General features: G+C 73.2%; 14 protein-coding genes. 6 read left to right on the forward strand and 8 right to left on the reverse strand.

All coding sequences use genetic code 11. The features are described 5' to 3' along the window. Positions 1-74 precede the first annotated feature (74 nt). Positions 75-611, reverse strand: a complete 537-nt coding sequence (locus QA634_RS04540; RefSeq protein ID WP_012330877.1) for an OmpA family protein — start codon at positions 609-611, stop codon at positions 75-77. Between the two features lie 315 nt (positions 612-926). On the opposite strand from QA634_RS04540, the gene QA634_RS04545 reads away from it, so the two are divergent. The 3 genes from QA634_RS04545 to QA634_RS04555 are packed head-to-tail and all read left to right on the forward strand — an operon-like array spanning position 927 to position 3599. Continuing rightward, entirely contained in the window at positions 927-1757 is an 831-nt protein-coding gene (locus QA634_RS04545; RefSeq protein WP_012330878.1) for a PP2C family protein-serine/threonine phosphatase, read from the forward strand. Next, the gene (locus tag QA634_RS04550) at positions 1754-3346 is read left to right on the forward strand and encodes a serine/threonine-protein kinase (protein ID WP_283027278.1); all 1593 of its coding nucleotides are present in this window, start codon (positions 1754-1756) and stop codon (positions 3344-3346) included. Before QA634_RS04545 ends, QA634_RS04550 begins: the two co-directional genes overlap by 4 nt. Before the next feature lie 7 nt (positions 3347-3353). Then, positions 3354-3599, forward strand: a complete 246-nt coding sequence (locus QA634_RS04555; RefSeq protein WP_283027279.1) for a hypothetical protein — start codon at positions 3354-3356, stop codon at positions 3597-3599. Between the two features lie 45 nt (positions 3600-3644). On the opposite strand, the gene QA634_RS04560 is transcribed toward QA634_RS04555, so the two are convergent. The 6 genes from QA634_RS04560 to QA634_RS04585 form a co-directional block, all read right to left on the reverse strand. Next, complete coding sequence (locus QA634_RS04560) at positions 3645-3923, reverse strand: hypothetical protein (protein WP_012330880.1); 279 nt, start codon at positions 3921-3923, stop codon at positions 3645-3647. A 211-nt stretch (positions 3924-4134) separates the two neighbouring features. After that, positions 4135-4767 (reverse strand): OmpA family protein, encoded by a 633-nt coding sequence (locus QA634_RS04565; RefSeq protein WP_012330881.1) that lies wholly within the window; start codon positions 4765-4767, stop codon positions 4135-4137. A 487-nt stretch (positions 4768-5254) separates the two neighbouring features. Then, positions 5255-8629, reverse strand: a complete 3375-nt coding sequence (locus tag QA634_RS04570; protein WP_265576525.1) for an autotransporter outer membrane beta-barrel domain-containing protein — start codon at positions 8627-8629, stop codon at positions 5255-5257. Positions 8630-9151: 522 nt separating this feature from the next. After that, positions 9152-10213: an HD-GYP domain-containing protein gene (locus tag QA634_RS04575; protein ID WP_012330883.1), complete on the reverse strand. Its 1062-nt coding sequence runs from the start codon at positions 10211-10213 to the stop codon at positions 9152-9154. A 166-nt stretch (positions 10214-10379) separates the two neighbouring features. Further along, positions 10380-11288, reverse strand: a complete 909-nt coding sequence (locus QA634_RS04580) for an efflux RND transporter periplasmic adaptor subunit (RefSeq protein ID WP_012330884.1) — start codon at positions 11286-11288, stop codon at positions 10380-10382. Positions 11289-11454: 166 nt separating this feature from the next. Next, positions 11455-13290, reverse strand: a complete 1836-nt coding sequence (locus tag QA634_RS04585; protein WP_012330885.1) for an AsmA family protein — start codon at positions 13288-13290, stop codon at positions 11455-11457. A gap of 511 nt (positions 13291-13801) precedes the next feature. Here QA634_RS04585 and QA634_RS04590 point away from each other — a divergent pair. After that, positions 13802-15790, forward strand: a complete 1989-nt coding sequence (locus QA634_RS04590) for a caspase family protein (RefSeq protein ID WP_150108571.1) — start codon at positions 13802-13804, stop codon at positions 15788-15790. A gap of 205 nt (positions 15791-15995) precedes the next feature. Next, positions 15996-16163 carry a hypothetical protein gene (locus tag QA634_RS04595; protein WP_157182251.1) on the forward strand — a complete coding sequence of 56 codons (168 nt, stop codon included), beginning with the start codon at positions 15996-15998 and terminating at the stop codon, positions 16161-16163. A gap of 141 nt (positions 16164-16304) precedes the next feature. Here QA634_RS04595 and QA634_RS04600 read toward each other — a convergent pair whose 3' ends face one another. Continuing rightward, positions 16305-17225, reverse strand: a complete 921-nt coding sequence (locus QA634_RS04600; RefSeq protein ID WP_012330887.1) for an adenylate/guanylate cyclase domain-containing protein — start codon at positions 17223-17225, stop codon at positions 16305-16307. A 233-nt stretch (positions 17226-17458) separates the two neighbouring features. Between QA634_RS04600 and QA634_RS04605 the strand changes: the two genes are divergently transcribed. Further along, positions 17459-18607, forward strand: a complete 1149-nt coding sequence (locus QA634_RS04605) for a D-alanine--D-alanine ligase family protein (protein ID WP_012330888.1) — start codon at positions 17459-17461, stop codon at positions 18605-18607. The last annotated feature ends 102 nt before the right edge of the window (positions 18608-18709 follow it).

Genomic DNA, 18709 nt, shown 5'->3' on the forward strand with positions numbered 1-18709 from the left:
CGCACCGCCCGAGACGCGACGACGCCCCGGGCGGGGGCCCGGGGCGTCGTCGCGCGCCGCCTCGGGTGTGGCCGCTAGTCCACGGCGAGGCGGGTTTCGACGCGGCGGTTGGCCGGGTCGAGCGGGTTGTCGGTGAGCGGGCGGGACTTGCCGAGGCCGCGGGCGGTGAGCTGGGCGGCCAGGACGCCGCGGCCGGAGAGGTACCGGACCACGGCGTCGGCCCGGCGGCCCGACAGGCCGAGGTTGAACTCCTCGCCGCCGCGCGCGTCCGTGTGCCCCTCGACCAGGAAGGTCGAGGATCTCAGGCGGTCGTCGCGCAGCGCCTTGGCGAATTCGTCGAGGTTCTGCTTGGCGGCGCCGGTCAACTGGTCGGAATTGTAGTCGAAATTCACCACCAGGTCGAAGCTGCCGGTCGGCCTCGCCCGGGTTTCGACGCCGGCGTTGCACTCGCTGTGGGTGCCGATGCAGAGCCCGCGGGTCTTGCCCAGCGGATCGGCCGGCGCGAACTTCTTGACGATGTCCTCGGCGGTATAGGCCGGGCCGGCGACGGCAGCATGGCCGGCGCAGACCGCCGCGAGCGCGAGAATCGAGGCCGTAAACTTGCCGCGCATGTCCGAATTCCCCTGCAACGTTGCGGTTATGCCGCAGGATCAGTTTTTCGTCAATAGCCTGGGCCAGGTACGACTAGGTATCACTGATTCAAATTTTCGCTCCACAGTCGTTGCAAGACCTCGTCGCGCACCAATCCTCGGTACTCCTGCGTCGGGCCGGGGGCGCAGCGGCCTGGGGGCGGCGCCCGGCGAGCCCTTGCCGAAAGATCCCGCCTCGGTCAGGGTGACGGGGGCGCGCTTTCCAGGGGCCGGACCGGCCGCCGTCCCGCTCAGGCCGGTCCGCGCATCGGGCGCCCCCGCATGACCGGTCGGACCATGAAGACAGACGCCACCGAGCCGACGCCGCGGCCAGTCCGGGCCGCGCTGGACCTGGGCTCGGCCTGCCATGCGGGGCGCGTGCGCGAGTTGAACGAGGACCGTTTCCTGCTCGCGCCGGAGAGCGGGATCTTCGCGGTGGCGGACGGGATGGGCGGGCACGCGGGCGGCGAGGTGGCGAGCACCGCGGTGGTGGAGGCCCTGGCCGCGGTCGGGCCTGCAGCCTCGGCGGGGGACCTGCTCACCGCCCTGAAGGCGCGGCTCGCCGCCGCCAACGCGGACATCCAGAAGGTTGCCCGGGCGCGCGGCGCCGTCGTCGGCACCACGGTCGCGGTGCTGCTGATCCACGCGCCGCACTTCGCCTGCCTGTGGTCGGGGGACAGCCGGATCTACCGGGTGCGCGGCGGGGTGCTGGCCCAGCTCTCGCGCGACCACACCGAGATCCAGTCCCTGGTCGAGCGGGGGGTGATCACCCCGCAGGAGGCGCAGACCTGGCCGCGGCGCAACGTGATCACCCGGGCGATCGGCGTGCAGGCCCAGCCCGAACTCGACCTCGACCACGGCCTGCTGGAGGCCGGCGACCTGTTCATCCTGTGCTCGGACGGGCTCACGCGGCACGTGGAGGACGGCGAGATCCTGGCGGCGGCCTCGGGCCCGGAATCCGGCAGCGCCCAGGGGCTCTGCGACGCGCTCCTCGCCCTCACCCTGCACCGCGGCGCGGCCGACAACGTCACGGTCGTGGCCGTGCGCTATCTCGGGCGTCCCGCCGACGCCCCGGCCGACTCGCCCGCCGCCTCCGGGCCGCGCCCACCGGAGGGCCCGCGCGCATGAGCGAGGAGACGGTCTTCCTCCCGCCGCAGTCCCGGTCCTTCATCGCGCCCGGCACCCGCCTCAACGACATCTACGTGATCCGCAGCCTGATCGCGGCCGGCGGCATGGGCGAGGTCTACCGGGGCGAGGCGCTCGCCACCGGCGACGCGGTGGCGATCAAGGTGATCAAGCCGGACCTCGCCCGCAACGCCTCGGCGCTGGCCCTGTTCCGGCGCGAGGCCTCGGCCCTGCACAACCTCCACCACGAGGCGATCGTCCGCTACTTCGTGTTCTCGATCGACCCGAAGCTCGAACTCCCCTACCTGGCGATGGAGTTCGTGGACGGCGTGTCGCTCTCCGACCGGCTCAAGGAGGGTCCCCTCGACGGGCCGACGCTGCGGCTGCTGCTGCGCCGGCTCGCGGCCGGGCTGCAGGCCGCGCACGAGCTCGGGATCATCCACCGGGACGTCTCGCCCGACAACGTGATCCTGCCGGGCGGCAACGTGGCCCGCGCCAAGCTGATCGATTTCGGCATCGCCCGGGCGCCGAGCACGGACGGCACGGTGATCGGCGGGGGCTTCGCGGGCAAGTACGCCTACGTGTCCCCCGAGCAGCTGGGGCTCTACGGGGGCGAGGTCACCCCGCAATCGGACATCTACAGCCTCGGCCTGCTGATGGCGCACGCGGCGCGCGGCCGCGCCCTCGACATGGGCAGCAACCACGTCGACGTGGTCGAGAAGCGCCGGCGCGTGCCGGACCTGACCGGGATCGAGGAGCCGATCCGCGGCCTGCTGCAGGCGATGTTGCAGCCCAACCCGAAGGACCGGCCCGCCGACTTGGCGGCGGTGGCGGCGCTGGCCGCGGCCGAACCGGCCGCCCCCCGGCGCCTGCCCGTCGCGGTGCTGGCCGCGGCGGGCGGGGGCGTGGCCGCCACCGCCGCCCTCGCGGCGCTCGCCTTCGCGGTGCTGCCGGCGCGCCGGGCGGAGGCGCCGCTCACCACCCCGGTGCCGCAGGTGGTCGGCCCGGCCGAGCCGGTGGTGACGCCGAGCGTGCCCGCCCCGCCGACCGAGCCCTCCTCGCGGGCCGATCCCTCCTCGCGGGCCGAGCCCGCGCGGCCGCCCTCGGCCACGAAGCCGCCGATCATCGCCCTGCCCGACCCGGGCGAGGATCCGGACGCGCCGCCCGCATCCCCCCGGGACCCCCGGCGCGAGCCCCCGCCCCTCCCCGCCCCCGGCCGTGACCACGACCGCCGAGGAGGTGGAGAGCTTCATCCGCAAGTACGACGGGGGCGACTGCTTCTTCATCACGCCGGTGACGACCCAGCCGCCCGACATCACGGTCGACGCCTTCGGGCGCTCGACGCAGCCCTTCCGGGATTTCGACCAGGCGTTCAAGAACGCGCTCGGGATCGAGTCGCAGATCACCCTGCGGCAGGTGAGCGAGGCGCAGTGCCCCGTCGTCGCCTTCCTGGCGCGCCACTACCCGCAGCGCGACGCGCGCGCGGCGAGCATCACCATCACGCAGGACCTGCTCCACAGCGGGCAGGACCTCGTCGGCACGGTCGAGACCCGCGGCGACCGCGCGGTCGACCTGCTCCTCGTGGCGGATGACGGGCGGGTGACCAATCTCAGCCGCTCCGCCAAGCGGACGGGCGAGACCCTGCGCTTCTCGCTGCGGATGGAGGGGAGCGGCGTGCCGCGGCCGCAGCTCGTGGTGGTCGTGACCAGCCAGAAGCCGCTGACGAGCGTGCGCTCCGGGATCAACGGCCGGGCCGAGCAGCTCTTCCGGCAGATCGGCGACGAACTCGACCGCGATCCCCGTCCGGCGGGGATCGCGGTCGCCTATTTCAAGCTCGGGAGCTGAGATCCTCCGGGCCGTGATCCTCTGGGCCGTCCGGCCCGGGGGCGCTCACGGCATCCGGGTCATCAGGCGCAGGCCCTCGATGTCGAAGCGCGTGAAGGGCCGCACGCCCGGCGCCAGCGCGCGCCATCCGGCGGGAGCCGCCGGGGAGGGAGCGAAGACCTCGTCCGCGAAGGCGAGCTGCATCCGGCGCTCCGCGCGGGGATGGACGAAGGCGCATTCCTCGGGCGACAGGCCCCGGCACGGCGAGGCCTCGGCCGGCAGGGCCGCTGCGAGGGGCGCCACCAGGGCGAGGGCCGACAGGACCGGGGCAGCACGCAGCGTCATCAAGTCTCTCCATCCGTCTCGGGTTCGGCGAGGATCGTTCGGTCGTCGTGCCCCGAGATGGGCTTCCGAACCCGCCGATGCAAGATAAGGCCCCTCCGTTCTGGACCTACTGCTAGGCTAAGACTGTGCGCCCGCGCACCTGAACGCGGGATGATCGCGGTTTCAGCCGAGTTCCGGCGCGACCGGAGGAGCGCGAGAGAGCCTCGCCGTCTCAGTTGCGGCTCGCGACCTGCGGCGCCGACATGTTGACGGCGGTGACGCGGCGATTGGCGGCCGCGTAGGGGTTGGCGGCCTCCTTCAGGTGGCTCTTGCCGAAGCCGACGCCGATCAGGTTGCCGGCCGCCACGCCGTAATGCCGGACGATGTAGTCCTTCACCGCCCGGGCGCGCCGCTCCGAGAGCCGCTGGTTGCCGCGGTCGCTGCCCTTCCCGTCCGTGTGGCCGACGATGAGGATCGTGCTGTCGCGCAGTTCCGGGCGGGCCAGGCTGGCGCCGAGCGCGCTCACCTGCGCGAGCGCGCCGTGGCCGATCTTCGAGGAATTGTACGCGAAGGGGATGTCGAGGGCGATGCTCTGCTTGTCGGACGAGAGCGCGGCGAGCCGGTCGCGCTCGGCCGCCGACAGGGACGACCGGTTGCGCAGGGAATCCAGGAAGACCTGCTCCTCGCGCCCGCCGCGGTCCGGCACGACCAGGGTGAGGCTGCGGGTCTGGGGCCGCGGCATCAGCGCGCGGACGATGTCGTCCTCGGTCACGGTCTGCGCGCGGGCCCCGCCGGACCCGAGAAGCAGCGCGAGCGCGACGAGCGGACCGAACCCGGAAGGGCTCCGACGAGGGAACGCGACCATGGCTTTGCCTCAAGCAAGAGTGATCTGCGATCACACCCACGGACGCCGAGCACGGTGGCCCCTCCCGATGCGTCAAGCAGAGCGATGCAGAGCCGATGTTGTCCGATACAGAATCACGGCCAACCTGCCAAGCCCGCAAATGCCCGCACAATCTCTCCGGTCGGACCGGTCCCCAACAACTCCGCGCGAGCCTCCGCAAGTCCCGCATCCCGGTGATGTTCCACGCAGGTCGGGGGACGGCTGTGCGCCAGCGCACGGCCGGGGAGAAGCGGCCGGCGGGCGCGGGACTCGTCCCGGCCGCGGGGGCCCAACGAGAAAGGCCCGGCGGAGCCGGGCCTCTCGTTCGTCGCGCCGCGCGGGCTTGGCATCCCAAAGCCGCTCGATCCCTTCGGGATGGCGGCTTTGGGCTTCGCTCAAGCGCCGCGCGGGCTTGGCAGACGCCGTCCGGACGGATCGTCCGGCCGGACGTGATCCTCCGGACGGCGGATCAGAAGGTCGAGAACTGGTAGCGGATGCCGGCGCGGCCGCCGCCGCCGACGAGGTCGCCGCCGATCCGGTAATCGCCCCGGATGAAGCCCGACAGCCCGGTCTTGAGGTTGAAGAAATTGATCGAGGCCTGGACCTCCCCGCGCACCTTCCCCTCTTCCCGCAGGCCGGTCACCCCGGTGATCCCGTTGAACGCGCCCACCGTGCCGGTCTCGGTCAGCACGCTGTAGACGTAGCCCGTGATGCTCGGCTCGATCCGGATGTTGTCCTCGACCATCTCGGTCCCGATCCGCGCCCCGATCCGGCCGCGCAGGGCCTCGCCGTCCCGCAGGGGGACCGCCCCGACCGCCAGCGCCGGCGTGCGGTCGAACACCGTCGAGACGTATTCCAGGCCCGCCGTCGGCTCGACGTAGATGTTGTGCTCCAGCGGCACCCGGTAGCCGACATTGGTGGTGAAGTTGTAGTTCTGCAGGCCCGTGCGCTGCACCACGCCCGGCGCCCGGATGTCGAGGCCGAGCAGGTCGACCTTGAACAGCGCGTCCCAGAACCAGGGGCCGTTCAGGTAGGTGCCGTAGACGCCGACCGTGCCGCCCTCGTAATCCTGCCGCCCGGCATTGCGGTTGAGGTCGACGCCCGCCAGCGTGTAGCCGCCCATCACGCCGAGGATCAGGCCGTCGTCGGGCTTGGTCAGCCCGCTGATGACCACGTCCGTGCCGCCCAGGAAGCCGCCCGAGACCTGGCTGTAGCCGAGGTCGCGGGTGAAGTTGAGACCGCCGAAGGAGAAGTTGCTGAAGCCCGAGCGGCTCTCGATGTCGCCGTAGGCGCGGGCCCAGATGGCGGGCCGGGTGGTGGTCTGCGGCGCGGGCTCGGCGAGCTTGGGGGCGATCGGGTCCTTGGTCACGAGCGCCGAGTAGGCCGACAGGCCGTTATACTGCATCGCCTGCGGGATGGCGGTCTGGCCGGGCGCCGCCTTGAGGCTGTCGCGGACCTGGGTGAGCCGGTCGAGCACCGCCGAGCCGCCCTGGAAGGCGATGGTGCGGGCCGCGATCACGGCCGTGGAGGCCGAGAGGCCGACCGCGGTCGGCACGGTGCCGAGGGCCACGGAGGTGCCGCCCTGGCCGGTGGTCGCGACCAGGATCGCCTCGAGGGTGCCGAAATTCTGCGCCCCCGCGAGCGTGAAGGCGTTGGCGGCGCTGGTGCCGGTGACCGTGACGATCGGCGAGCCCGTGGTGAAGGGGACGGCCCCGGTCAGGTTGGTGACGGTGACGCCGGTCGTGCCGGAGGCGTTGCCGTTGATGATCAGGCGGTCGCCCGTGCTGGTCTGGGTGTTGAACTCCGCCAGCAGGCGCCCGTTCTGCCCGACGTAGTTGCCGTTGATGGTGAGCGTGTCGCCCGCCCGACCGTTCACGAGGCTGATCGTGCCGGCATTGACGAAGCTGGTGCCCTGAGTCTGGCTGCCGATGCTGCTGGTGCCGGTGGCGATGAGCAGGCCCGAGCCCTGGTTCTGGAACCCCGACAGGTTCTGCAGGCTGGTCGAGGCGAGCGAGATCCCGCCCGCGTTGGTGATCGTGCCGCCGCCGAAGCTGCTCGCGCCCGTGACGTTGACGCGGCCGCTCGCCGTGTTGGTGAAGGTCGAGCCGCTCGACAGGGCGAGGGAGCCGGTCAGCGTGCCGGCATTGGTCACCTGGCTGGCCACGGCGCTCGCCGCGGTCGTGATCGCGGCGCCCTGCACGTCGATCGTGCCGAGGTTGGTGATCGTCAGGGGTCCGGTGGCGGCGCCCGTCGCCGGGAGGCCGGGGACCGAGCTGAGCACCGCCGCGTCGATGCCGTTGGCGCCCGCGATGGTGCCGTTCGCCCCGTTCTCGATGCTGATCGCGCCGCCGGCGCGGGCGAAGATCGCCGACGGATTGGCGTTGGTCTGGAGGAAGCCGGCGATCAGGGTCGGCAGGCCGGTGGCGGGCGGGCCCGAGGCGGTGGCGGACTGGGTCAGCGCCCCCGCGTTGGAGATCACGAGCGGCGCGACCGCGCTGCCGCCCAGGATGCCGAACTGGCCGTAATTGACGGTGCCGGTGTTGGTCAGGGTGACGGTGCCGGTGAAGCCCCCGCCGACGAGGCCCGCGTAGGACGCGTTGAGGGTGCCGGAATTCGACAGGGCGGTGGTGGTGCGCGACGAGCCCGAGATGCCGAGCGGCGCGGTGATCGTGCCGGAATTCGCGACCGTGAGGGCGCCCCGGTTGGTGTCGGCCTGGATGCCCGCCGTCGCGGCCGTGATCGTGCCGGCGCTGGTGACGCTGCCCGCGCCCGTGCCGGAGCCGCTGTCGATCTGGATGCCGGCGCCGCCCGGCGCCGTGATCGTCGCCGAGGCGTTGACGTTGATCGCGACGCTGCCGGCCGGGCTCGCGCCGGTGGTCGCGGCGGTCGGCATCACCAGCACGGCGGCCGCGTTCTGCGGGCCGGCGATCGTGGTGTTGTCGAGGACGTTCAGGGTGAACTTGTCGAGCGGGGTGTAGAAGATGCCGCCCGTGTAGGCCCGGTTGGGGCCGCAATTGGCGATCTGCGTGGTCGAGGCGTTGTCCCCGGGCTGGCAGACGTTGGCCAGCATGACGACGCCGTTGCGGACCGGGAACAGGAACTGCCCGGGGACGCCGTTGTTCGAGCCCGCCACCAGCGAGTTGGGCCCGCCATCGATGAGCGCGCCGTTCACGAGGGAGCCGGGGAGCTCGAAGTAGCTGCCCGCCGCGCCGGTGCCGGCGGAGTAGCCGGCCGAGGCCGAGGTGCCGCCGAGCCCGTTCGTGCCGCCGCTGGCGTCGCCGGTCTCGAACTGGATGCGCTGGTAGTTGAAGTAGATGTCGAAATTGCCGCCGCCCGTATCGGCGCGGCTGGCCAGGACCAACTGGAAGGTGTTGGTCTTGTCGGCATGGTTCGAGAAGTAGCCGACCGAGGGCCAGGTCACCCCGAAGGCGGTCTGGCCCGCGTAGGTGCCGGTGCCGTAGGAGGTGATGCCGCTCGCCGGGTTGCGCGTGTCCACGTCGGAGAAGAAGGGCGCGATGATCGGCGCCCCGCGGTAATTGGCGCCGAGGCCGACCGGCGTGAACGTGCTCAGGGGCGTCCCGAACGTCACGTTGCCGTTGTTGTTGACGTAGAGCGACGAGTAGGTCGTGCCGAAGAAGTTGGCCGTGAAGGGCAGCGCCACCTCGCCGGTGGAGCCGTCGTCGTTGCGGGCGAGCTGATTGGCGTCGAAGCCCGGCACCACGCTCTGCGCGTAGGCCGCGCCGGCCAGCACCGGAAGCCCCGCGAAGGAGACGCCGATCATCAGCAGGCGCTTCATCCGCGCAAGGCCGCGCGCGCGGCCCGTTTCGTACCCCAGCGTCACCATCCCGCACCCCCGAACACGTCCCAGCGAGCCGGTCGGCGGGTCGCGCCCGCCCCGGCCCATGCCCGCCCCTCGCGGCGGCCGGCCCGACCCCGATCCCCGTCGGCGGCCGGTCCGGCGCGTGATCTCCGTCCGAAGACGCACATCAGGTCAGGCCTCTCGATCAGCATAACGGTCACGCTCGGCCAGCGTCTATTGCTAGACTGCCCGGCCGAGCACGCGAAACAACTCCGTTGCCGGGATGCCACAGCCGGCTTCCTCGCCACTGATTCGTTTCGAGTACAGCTGGCGATGAGCGTAAAGAGTTTCTTGCGAGATCGGCGCTCGACTCTGACCGGTATTCGTCCGATGCGGCAGATCTCGTTCCGGCCGGCGCCGGTCGAGCGAGGGATCTTGAGCGCATCAGAACCGGAACGGGATCGGTCGCGACGCGGATCGACTGGAGGCTGTTGTGGACCGGAGACGGGCGTTGTGTCGCGTCAGCGACGTCCGGCCCTGGCCAGCACGATTCCTGTCCCGGGTCGATCACGGCCTCTCGCCGGCCAGCGCGCGGCCGAAGGATTGGACGAGGCCGGCTTCGAGCTTGCCATCCATGCTCTGCAGGATGGTCATGGCCTCCCGCATCGGCATCGGCGTCTTGTAGGGACGGCGCTCGGTCAGGGCCGCGTAGATGTCGCAGATCGTCATCAGCCGCACCCCGTCGCTGACCGCCGCGCCCGCGAGCCTGTCCGGGTAGCCGGACCCGTCGAGGAACTCGTGGTGGTGGCGGACCACGTCGAGGGTGAAGGCGTCGCACTCGCCGCCGGCCTTCAGGATGTCGTGGCCGAGCGCCGCGTGGGTGCGCATCACCGCCGCCTCGTCGGGCGAGAGCCGGCCGGGCTTGGTGAGGATCGGGAGCGGGATCCGCGCCTTGCCGACGTCGTGGACGAGGGCGGCGCGCACGAAGCGCTGCTGGTCGTCGCGCCGGAAGCGCAGGTGCAGGGCGAATTGCGCGGCGAGGCCCGCCACCAGCAGGCAATGCTGGTAGGTGGCGTCGTCGTGCGTCCAGACCGTGTCGAGCCAGCGCGCCAGCCCGCCCTCCCGCACGGCGGTCAGGATCGGGGTCAGGCCCGCCTCGACGGTCTGCATGCGGATCCGGCTGCCCGCGCGCGCCTCCGCGAGCAGGCTGGTCAGCGCCTCCCCGGCCCGCGCGACGCCCTGGACCACCGCCGCCTCGCCCACCGGGCCGAACGCCTCGAGCTGGTTGAACAGGGCCGCCACCACCGTGTCGGGCGGCACGTAGGCCGGCAGGCAGACGGTGGCGCCGAGCGTCTTGGCGTGGCGCAGGGATTCCGTCGAGGTGCGGCGCAGGAGCCCGATCACCGGCAGCGCGCGGCCCCGGTAGCGCTTCTCCAGGGCCCGCAGGCAGGTGGACGCCTCGGGCCGGGTCAGGGTCAGGTCCGCGACCACGCCGATCAGCGCGGCGTCGCGGGTCCAGCGCTCGTCGGTCCCCACCACCTCGCAGCGCCCGACCGATCCGAGCGCCCGCGCGAGCGCGGCGCTGCGGTCCGGCCGATCGGTGACGAGGACGATGGTTCCCTCCGGCATGGAGGCACTCCCGACGGAACGGCCGCGACCTTGTCCGGTCGGGTATACTCCTAGTTCCGAAGAAATCGCTTACGGGATCCTCGAAGATCCGGCCCAGTCGGGGCGGGCGGCGCGGATCGATCAGATCACGCCCTGCCCCACGGGAGACGGGCGGCGCGAAGCCGGCTCAGTTCAGGGCCTGGCCCTCCCCGACGCGGATCGGCCGGACGAGGTCGCCCTCGCGCACGAAGGGGGCGGCGCGCACGACCACGAGGTCGTTCTCGGACAGGCCGCTGCGGATCTCGACCTCGTCCTCCGAGAACAGCCCGACCGCGACCGGGCGCGCCTCGATGTGGTTCTGGCTGACGACGTAGACCGTGGTGCCGTCCTGCCCGCTCACCAGCGAGGAGAAGGGCACGGCGATCCCGCAGCTCTCGCCGACCGAGACGGTGCCGCGGGCGTACATGCCGAGCCGCGCCTCGCCGATCGCGCTGAGCAGGATGCGCACCTGCCCGAGCTGGCTCGCCGCATCCGTCGAGGGGGAGACCAGCCGCACCCGGCCGCTGATCGGGCCGAGGCCGAGGGGCTTCACGGTCACGGGCTGGCCCGGGGCGATCTTCCCGAGCGCCGTGATCGGCGCGTCGGCCGCGAGTTCGATCTCGCCCTGCCCGATGATCACGAAGAGCGGATCGGAATGGGCCGGGGCGGGCCCGCCGATCGTGGCGGTGCTGCGGCCGACCACGCCCGCGACGGGGGCGCGGATCGGGATCGGGGTCGGGTTGACCGAGCCGTCGTCGGGGACGAGCTGGGCGAGGACCTGGTTCTGCCGCACCTCGTCGAGGGGCCGGACGGCGACCTGCTGCACGCGCAGCCCGTCCCGCTCGGGGCGGATCTGGACCTCCTGGCGGGCGGCGAGCACGCCGGTCACGTCGACCCGGTCGTCGAAGCAGCGCCGCTTGGCCGGCGCGACGCTGACGGCGAGGCCGGCGCTCGGCGCCGTCTCGGCCGCGACCGGGCCGGCGAGCGCCGCCCACAGCAGGGCCGCGAGCGCGGGCGCCGCGCGACGCGGCAGGCGATGGATGGGACGACGCGACACGACCTCGCTCCTCTCTTCGACGCGGCAACGGCCCGGGGCGGCGCCCGCCGGGCCGGGACGCGGCGGAACCGCCCCGGGCGGTTCCGCCGACACTTCTCGCTCTCGCATCATCCCCACCGGCGCGGGCTGACGCGGCGCCGGACGAGGGCGCGGGCGGGACCGGCCCTCACGGCCGCGCGCCCGGACGGGCGGGACCCGGCCGCAGGGGGGCGCGCGATCCCCCGCCGCCTCCGCCGCCGAACAGGGATTCCAGCATCCCGCCGAGCGGGTTGGCCTTGCCGCCCTCCAGCATCTCCGACCCGAGGGCGCCGAGATTCGACAGGGTCTGCCCGTTCAGCACGGCGCCGAGATCGACGCTGACCTGCGGCGCGTCCCAGGAGCCGCCGATGAGCACGGGCAGGCTCACGTCGAACAGCTTCGGGAGCGCGCGGGCGGCGGTGCGCGTCAGGCGGGGCTCGATGCGGAAGGCCAGGGTGCGGGCGGAGAGGTCGATGGTCCCGGTCCCCCTGGCGGTGACCAGGGGACCGGCGAGGGCGAGGTCCTGGGTCGTCGCCCGCCCGTCCGCGATGCGGAACCGGGACGAGATGCGGTCGAAGGCGGTGGCGTCCTGGCTGCGCAGCCGCGGATCGGGGGAGAGCTGCTGGGCGACCGACTGGACCACGCCCGGGATGTCGATCCCGGTGAGGCGCCCGTTCTCGACCTGGATGGCCGCCTCGCCCGAGAGGGATCTGGCGAGTTCGGCCTGGCTGCTGCCGCTCGCCTTGAGGTCGATGGTGGCGCCCGCCGTCCCGTCGAGGAGCGCGAAGCCCGAGGCGGCGGAGAGGAGCGGCAGGCTGCGGACCTGGGTGAGGTCGAGGTGGAGCGCGTGGCGGGGCGGCGCGCTCCCGCGCGCCTCCCGGGCGATGTCGGACCTGAGCGTGGCGCGCACCTGCCCGCCCGCGAGCCCGCCCTGCGTCAGGGCCGCCTCGATCCCCCCCTCCGTGAGCTTGCCGTCGAGGAGCGCCTCGGTGAGGGAGAGCCCGCCCGCCCGCAGGGCGCCGAGGCGGATCCTGGCGCGGCCGTCGAAGCTGCGCAGCAGGGCGGGATCCAGGGACGCGTCCCCGAGTCCCCCGGCGGCCGGGAGGTCCAGGCTGCCGCCGGCGAGGTCGATCCGCACGAAGGGCTTGGCGGTGAGGTCGACCACCACCGCGCCCGTGAAGGGCACGGCGCCGACCTGGGCGGAGAGGCGCGCCAGGGTCAGGGCGGCCCCGTGCAGGGCCGCGTCGGCGCGGCCCTCAAGCGGCTCGGCGCCGAGCCCGGGCACCCGGCAGCTGAAGGTCAGGGGCGCGCTCTCCCCCTCCTCCGGGGGCGCGACGGACACGTCGCAGCGCGCCGCCCCGCCGCCGGTGCGGCCCCCCGCCTTGACCTCGTACCCGCCCGCGCGGGCCAGGGCCTCGGCGGAGAGATCCTCGACGGAGGCCACGACCGTGTCGCCCTTGACGAGGAGGAGCGCGCCCCCCGTCACCCGGACGCGTTCGGGCCGCGGCCCGGCGGACCCGGCGTGCCCGGCGTGCCCGGCGGGGCCGGCCTGCTCGCGCGCGGGATCGGGTGCGGGATCGGGATCCGGTGCGGCGCCCGCTGCGGCTGCGGCGCCCGCGGGCGCGCCGGCGCGCCACCACTCGGCCGGCCAGCGCAGGACCGGGCGCTCGACCTCGATCGCGGCGAGGTCGCGCCCGGCGAGGAGGTCGAGGGGCGCACCGGTGACCCGCAGGCTGGCGATGTCGAGGCTCGCCGTGCCGACCCCCGGGTAATCCGTGCGGGTCCCGACGTCGCGCAGGACGACCGCAACGCGCGGCCACAGGGACAGGCTGGCCCCGCCCCGGACGGTCCAGGTCCGGCCGGTCTCGGCGGCGAGGCGCTCCTGCGCCGAGCGCACGATCATGGCCGTGCCGGACGAGGCCGCGACGCCGACCGCGAGGCAGCCCGCGGCGGCAAGCAGAAGGGAGAGGTTGCGCAGCTTCATCCTGTCCTCGCAACCCGCGGCACCGCGCGGGAAAGCAGAGCGCACTCTCCGCGCGAAATCAATCGGGCGGAACGACGTCCGCTCGTCTGATCGTTCGCGCGCTCGTCCGCGTCGTTCGCGCGCGCTCGTTCGCGCGCTCGTCCGCGCGTGCAGGCCCGCCGGCCGGGCGGGCCGCCGCGGGCCGATCCGGCGGGCAAGGGGCCGGCAGGAGAGTCCGGGCCCGGCGCGCCACCGTGCCCCGCCGCACGCGGCGGAGCCCCGTCTTCGACCAATCGCCCGCGCTCGCGGCAAGATCCTGTATTTTCTCGACTTTGGGTGAGCGGTAGCCCGTCCCGCCTGATCTCTCGCGGGTGCCCGGGCCCGGGGCCGTCGGACTGGTAAAGACCATGTCGAGACGGGAGACGATGTGTGCCGCGGCACTTGCCCGGGTTGGCCGGTGGCGTGTAGATTTGAGGCTATGAAACGGTCTCTCTCAGGATTTCTCGCTCTGCTGCTCACGCTGTGGGCAGGCATGGCCGTTTCGGCCCCGGCGGAGAAGCGCGTCGCCCTCGTCATCGGCAATGCCGCCTATGACAGTTTCGGCAAGCTGGCCAATCCCGGCAACGACGCCGAGGATCTCGCGGCCCTGCTGCGCAAATCCGGTTTCGACGTGATCGACGGCCGCGACCTCTCGCGCCGCGACATGGACCGGAAGCTCGCGCAGTTCTCGCGGCTCGCGACGGATGCGGACACCGCCCTCGTCTACTATGCCGGGCACGGTCTGCAATATCAGAGCCAGAACTACCTGGTGCCGGTCGACGCGCAGCTGCGGGACGGGTTCGACGTGCCGTTCGAGACGATCTCGGTCGAGTTCGTCATCTCGGCCCTCGACAACGCCAAGGGCGCCCGGATCCTGATCCTCGACGCCTGCCGCGACCTGCCCCTGAAGGATGTCGGCAACAACGCCGCCAGCCACGGCCTCGCGCGGGCGGTCGGCCGCAAGGGCCTGATCCTGGCTTACGCCACCCAGGCCGACAGCGTCGCCTTCGACGGCACCGGCCGCAACAGCTTCTTCGCGGGCGCGCTGCTGAAGGCCATGCAGGAGCCGGGCCTGGAGATCGGCCAGGTCTTCCAGCAGGTCGCCTCGACGGTGTCGGGCCTCACCAACGGCCGCCAGCTGCCCGAAATCACCCGGTCCTACCCGGGCGAGGTCTTCCTCAACCACGAGGAGACGGACATGCAGGCCTGGTCGCGGCTGCGCCGGAGCAACCAGCTCGCGGAGCTGCGCCAGTTCATCGCGAAGTACCCGAACAGCCTGCTGATCGACGACGCGATGACCCGCATCCAGCTGCTCGAGGCCCGGGCGACGCCCGACCGCAACGAGCAGCGCGAGCCCGCCCTGCCGCGCCAGGACATGGCCAGGGACACGGCCCGCCGCGAGGAGGAGGAGCGGCTCGCCGAGGTCGCCCGCCGCAAGCGCGAGGAGGAAGCCAAGCGCCTGGAGCAGGCCCGGCAAGAGACCACCCGTCAAGAGACCGCCCGTCTCGAAGCCGCGCGCGTCGCCGAGCAGGCCCGGCTCGCGGCCGAGGCGGCCCGGGCGCAGCAGGCCGCCAAGCTCGACGCCGAGAAGGCCGCGCCGACCGAGACGGCGCTGGCGACGGTGCCGACGACCTACACGGCGCTGCCGACCGGCGAGACGGCGCCGAAGCCGGCCGCCGCGGGCGAGGCGCCCGCCGCCGCAAGCGAGCCCGCCGCCGCGCCGGTGGTGAAGACCGCGTCCCTGTCCCAGCCCGTGGCCGAGGAGAAGGGCGTTTCCGAGCGGGTCGTGCGCGCGGTGCAGCAGCGCCTCGTCGATCTCGGCTGCTACCAGGGCCGGCCGGAATCGTCGTGGGGCAGGCAATCCTCGGAGGCGCTCGACCAGTTCTACCGCCTGTCGCAGGCGAGCGACCCGGCGAAGACCCGCGCGGTCAAGATCGTGTCGCACATGCCCGATCAGGCGACGCTGGACGTGCTCAACACCTACAACCAGCGGATCTGCCCGGTCTCGTGCCCGACCGGGTCGGAGCCGAAGGGCGAGGTGTGCGTGAAGATCACCTGCCCGACCGGGATGGAGCTCGACGGGAACGAGTGCCACCCCCGCCGCAAGTCGATCCAGGCGACGCTGCCGGCCGAGACGACCAAGAAGGCCCCGGCCGCCGCCGCGAAGGAGACGGCCAAGCCGAAGCTGGCCAAGCGGCCCGAGCCCCAGGACGAGGAGGAGCCCGTCCAGAAGCCCAAGGCCAAGGCCAAGGCGGCGCCCGTGGTGCGGGAGACGCCGAAGGCCGCCAAGCCGGTGGTCCGCGAGGCGGCCCGCCCGGTGGCCCCGAAGGTGAAGGTGGTGGAGCCGATCCGGGTCCGCGCGCCGGTCCCCTCCCTCGCCCGCACCCCGCGCTACGCGCCGGGCCCGGCGGCGGCCTCGGCGGCGCCGAGCTACACCCCGGCGGAGATCGGGGCCTCCCGGATGATGAGCCGGATGCCCTGACCTCCCCGCGATCCGCCAGATCCCCGCGCGGCGCCGGCCTCCCCGGCGCCGCTCTCGTTTGGGGCGCCGGCCGACCCGGCGGAGGGGGAGGGATCGGCGGCGCCTCGCGCGGTCCTCGGTGGGTTCGGTAGCGCCGTCCGAAGGCCGGGATCGGCTGCTCGGACCGCGAGATCCCGCCCCCGCTGTCCCGGACGCGGGACAGGCGATGACGGCCCTGGCCGATCTGCGTGCCGAACCGATCACCACCGATCCGCACGGCAGCCATCCGGCGCGGATCAGAACAAGACCGCCGAAATCCAAGGCAATGCCCGGGCGCGAGACGAGTCCGGACGGATCCGGCGGACACCGAAACGGTACGCGCTCGCCGCAATGAGCGAGGGGGCGGGATCGGTGGGCCGGCCGTGTCGGCGCGGAGCGGCCCCGCCCCGGTCGTCGCGGTGGAATCGGGCGTGCGCGGGAGGCCGCGCCGGTGTCGGCCCGCACCGGGAGGCGGGCCGCATGCCCGCCTGCCGCGCTACTCCGCCCCGCCCACCGTCAGGGCGAAATCGAGGGCGCTGGCGCGGTCGAGGCCGACCGAGCGGCCGATGCCGAGGGTGCCGACGTCGCGCAGCACCAGCTCCTCGCGGCGCATGCAGAATTCCTCGGCCCCGAACAAGGTCACGTAGGTCCCGTTCGTGCTGTGATCGACCAGCACCCACTTGTCGCCCCGGCGCTCGATCGTGGCGTGGCGGCGCGAGGCGTAGTCGTTGTCGACGACGATGTCGTTGGCCGATTCCCGCCCCAGCGAGACGCTGGCGTGGCGCTCGTCGAAGAGCCAGCGCCGGCCCCGGTAGGTGATGCGCAGGTCGTTGCCGGCGGGCGGGCGCTCGCCCGCCGCCGGCAGGAGCGAGAAGACCGTCTGGTTCTCGGCGAGGTGCCAGAGCACCTCGGCCACCCGCACGTCGTCGCTCGCCCCCTTCACGTAGACGCCGACGAGGCTGCGGGTCGCCGCCCGCTGCAGCGGCGGCAGGCTGTCGGCCAGGGCGCCGGTCGTGATGATCTGCCCGCCCTTGGCGATCGCCACCATCCGGGCCGCCATGTTCACGGTCGTGCCGAAGTAATCGTCGTTGGCCTGCACCGCCGGCCCGAAATGGAAGCCGATCCGCAGCTGCAGGTGCTGCCCCTCGACCTGCCCGACCCGGTCGTCCTCGAACCGGCGCTGAACCGCCACGGCGGCGTCGCACATGGCGCAGACGTCGGAGAAGACCGCCATGAACTCGTCGCCGATGGTCTTGACGATGCGTCCGCCATTGGCCTGGACCACGTCGGCGGCGCAGCCCAGGCAGCTTTCCACGATGCGCAGGGCCGCGTCATCGCCGAGATCGCGGTAGAGCCGCGTGCTCCCTGCGACGTCGCAGAACAGGACGCCGATGGAGCAGGGTTCGGTCGTGCTCATCTTGAGGAGCGATCCTCGAGGGGATTGCGCGACACAATGGCGCCAGTGCTCTCGTCTATGCAAGCGCCGCGCGCAGCGCGGAAGTCCAAAAACGATCCAGCGGGCGCGCCCGGTGCGCCAGCGCACCGACCTCCCCGCCGGCGCGCGCCGGCGCGGGCGGTTGGTGGGATGCGAGCGCGGCCCTATGCTGGGCCCGCGCCGGGCGGAGAGGCCGGGCGGGGAGGATGAGGGCGATGCGGAGGAATGTGGCGCTGCTGTTCGGAGGGCGCTCGGCCGAGCACGAGGTGTCGATCGTCTCGGCCGGCAACGTCGCCCGGGCGCTCGATCCGGATCGCTACGCGGTGACGCCGATCGCCATCGACAAGGAGACGGGCGCGTGGCGGCTCTGCCCGCCGCTCGCGCCCGGCGAGGCGCCCGCGATGGTGCGGGAGGGGCCGCGCGTCGCCTTCCTTCCGGGCGGCGGCGGCCGGCTCGCGGTGCTGGGGGAGACGGCGAGCGTGTCGGAGCCCTTCGACGTCGTCGTGCCGGTGCTGCACGGGCCGAACGGCGAGGACGGGACCGTGCAGGGCGCCCTCGACCTCGCGGGCGTGCCCTATGTGGGGTCGGGGGTCATCGGCTCGGCCGCCGCGATGGACAAGGACGTGGCCAAGCGCCTGATGCGCGACGCGGGCCTGCCGATCGTGCCCTACCTGGTGGCGGGGCCGCGGCGCGGGGTCGCCTACACGGAGGCGGTCGAGGCGCTGGAGAGCCGGACGCTGTTCGTGAAGCCCGCCAATATGGGCTCCTCGGTCGGCGTCTCGCGGGTCGCCGATGCGGGCCAGTTCGACCAGGCGCTGGCCCACGCCTTCGCGTACGACGAGAAGATCCTGATCGAGCGGGCCGTGCCGCGGGCGCGGGAGATCGAGTTCGCGGTGCTGGAGACGGCGGAGGGAGAGGTGCGGGTGTCGCCGCCGGGGGAGATCGCCCCGGCCGCCGCGCACGGCTTCTACGGCTACGACGCCAAGTACGTCGATCCGGACGGGGCGGCCCTGCTGATCCCGGCGAGCCTCGCGCCCGCGCTCGCCGAGCGGATGGGCGGGCTGGCGGCCCGGGCCTTCGAGGCCCTCGCCTGCGCGGGGCTCGCCCGGGTCGACCTCTTCCTCGACCCGGACGACCCGGAGGGAATCTTCGTCAACGAGGTCAACACCCTGCCGGGCTTCACGGCGATCAGCATGTACCCGAAATTGTGGGACGCGGCGGGCCTCGCGCCGCCCGCCCTTATGGACGCCCTGATCGCCCACGCCCTCGCCCGCCACGCCCGGGCCGTCGCCACGGGCCGGGCTGCCCCGCGATCGGCGGCGGATGCGGCGTGGGCGCCGATGCGCGAGAGCATTTCCCGCTGACGTGGATGCCGGTTCGGCGTAGGACATGCGGCCAAACCGGAGACCTGGAGCAGGCTTCGGGTTTCGACCCGAGCGAAGCCTGCTCCAGGCACCGTGCGCCGA

Origin of the sequence: Methylobacterium sp. CB376, assembly GCF_029714205.1 — a bacterium.
GTDB lineage: Bacteria > Pseudomonadota > Alphaproteobacteria > Rhizobiales > Beijerinckiaceae > Methylobacterium.

Excerpts from the sequence above, each read along its gene's own strand:
- QA634_RS04595 (WP_157182251.1), top strand. The coding sequence starts at position 15,996 with ATGACGGCCCTGGCCGATCTGCGTGCCGAACCGATCACCACCGATCCG.
- QA634_RS04545 (WP_012330878.1), top strand. The coding sequence starts at position 927 with ATGAAGACAGACGCCACCGAGCCGACGCCGCGGCCAGTCCGGGCCGCG.
- QA634_RS04560 (WP_012330880.1), bottom strand. The coding sequence starts at position 3,923 with ATGACGCTGCGTGCTGCCCCGGTCCTGTCGGCCCTCGCCCTGGTGGCG.
- QA634_RS04540 (WP_012330877.1), bottom strand. The coding sequence starts at position 611 with ATGCGCGGCAAGTTTACGGCCTCGATTCTCGCGCTCGCGGCGGTCTGC.
- QA634_RS04575 (WP_012330883.1), bottom strand. The coding sequence starts at position 10,213 with ATGCCGGAGGGAACCATCGTCCTCGTCACCGATCGGCCGGACCGCAGC.
- QA634_RS04585 (WP_012330885.1), bottom strand. The coding sequence starts at position 13,290 with ATGAAGCTGCGCAACCTCTCCCTTCTGCTTGCCGCCGCGGGCTGCCTC.
- QA634_RS04600 (WP_012330887.1), bottom strand. The coding sequence starts at position 17,225 with ATGAGCACGACCGAACCCTGCTCCATCGGCGTCCTGTTCTGCGACGTC.
- QA634_RS04550 (WP_283027278.1), top strand. The coding sequence starts at position 1,754 with ATGAGCGAGGAGACGGTCTTCCTCCCGCCGCAGTCCCGGTCCTTCATC.
- QA634_RS04590 (WP_150108571.1), top strand. The coding sequence starts at position 13,802 with ATGGCCGTTTCGGCCCCGGCGGAGAAGCGCGTCGCCCTCGTCATCGGC.
- QA634_RS04565 (WP_012330881.1), bottom strand. The coding sequence starts at position 4,767 with ATGGTCGCGTTCCCTCGTCGGAGCCCTTCCGGGTTCGGTCCGCTCGTC.
- QA634_RS04570 (WP_265576525.1), bottom strand. The coding sequence starts at position 8,629 with ATGGTGACGCTGGGGTACGAAACGGGCCGCGCGCGCGGCCTTGCGCGG.
- QA634_RS04605 (WP_012330888.1), top strand. The coding sequence starts at position 17,459 with ATGCGGAGGAATGTGGCGCTGCTGTTCGGAGGGCGCTCGGCCGAGCAC.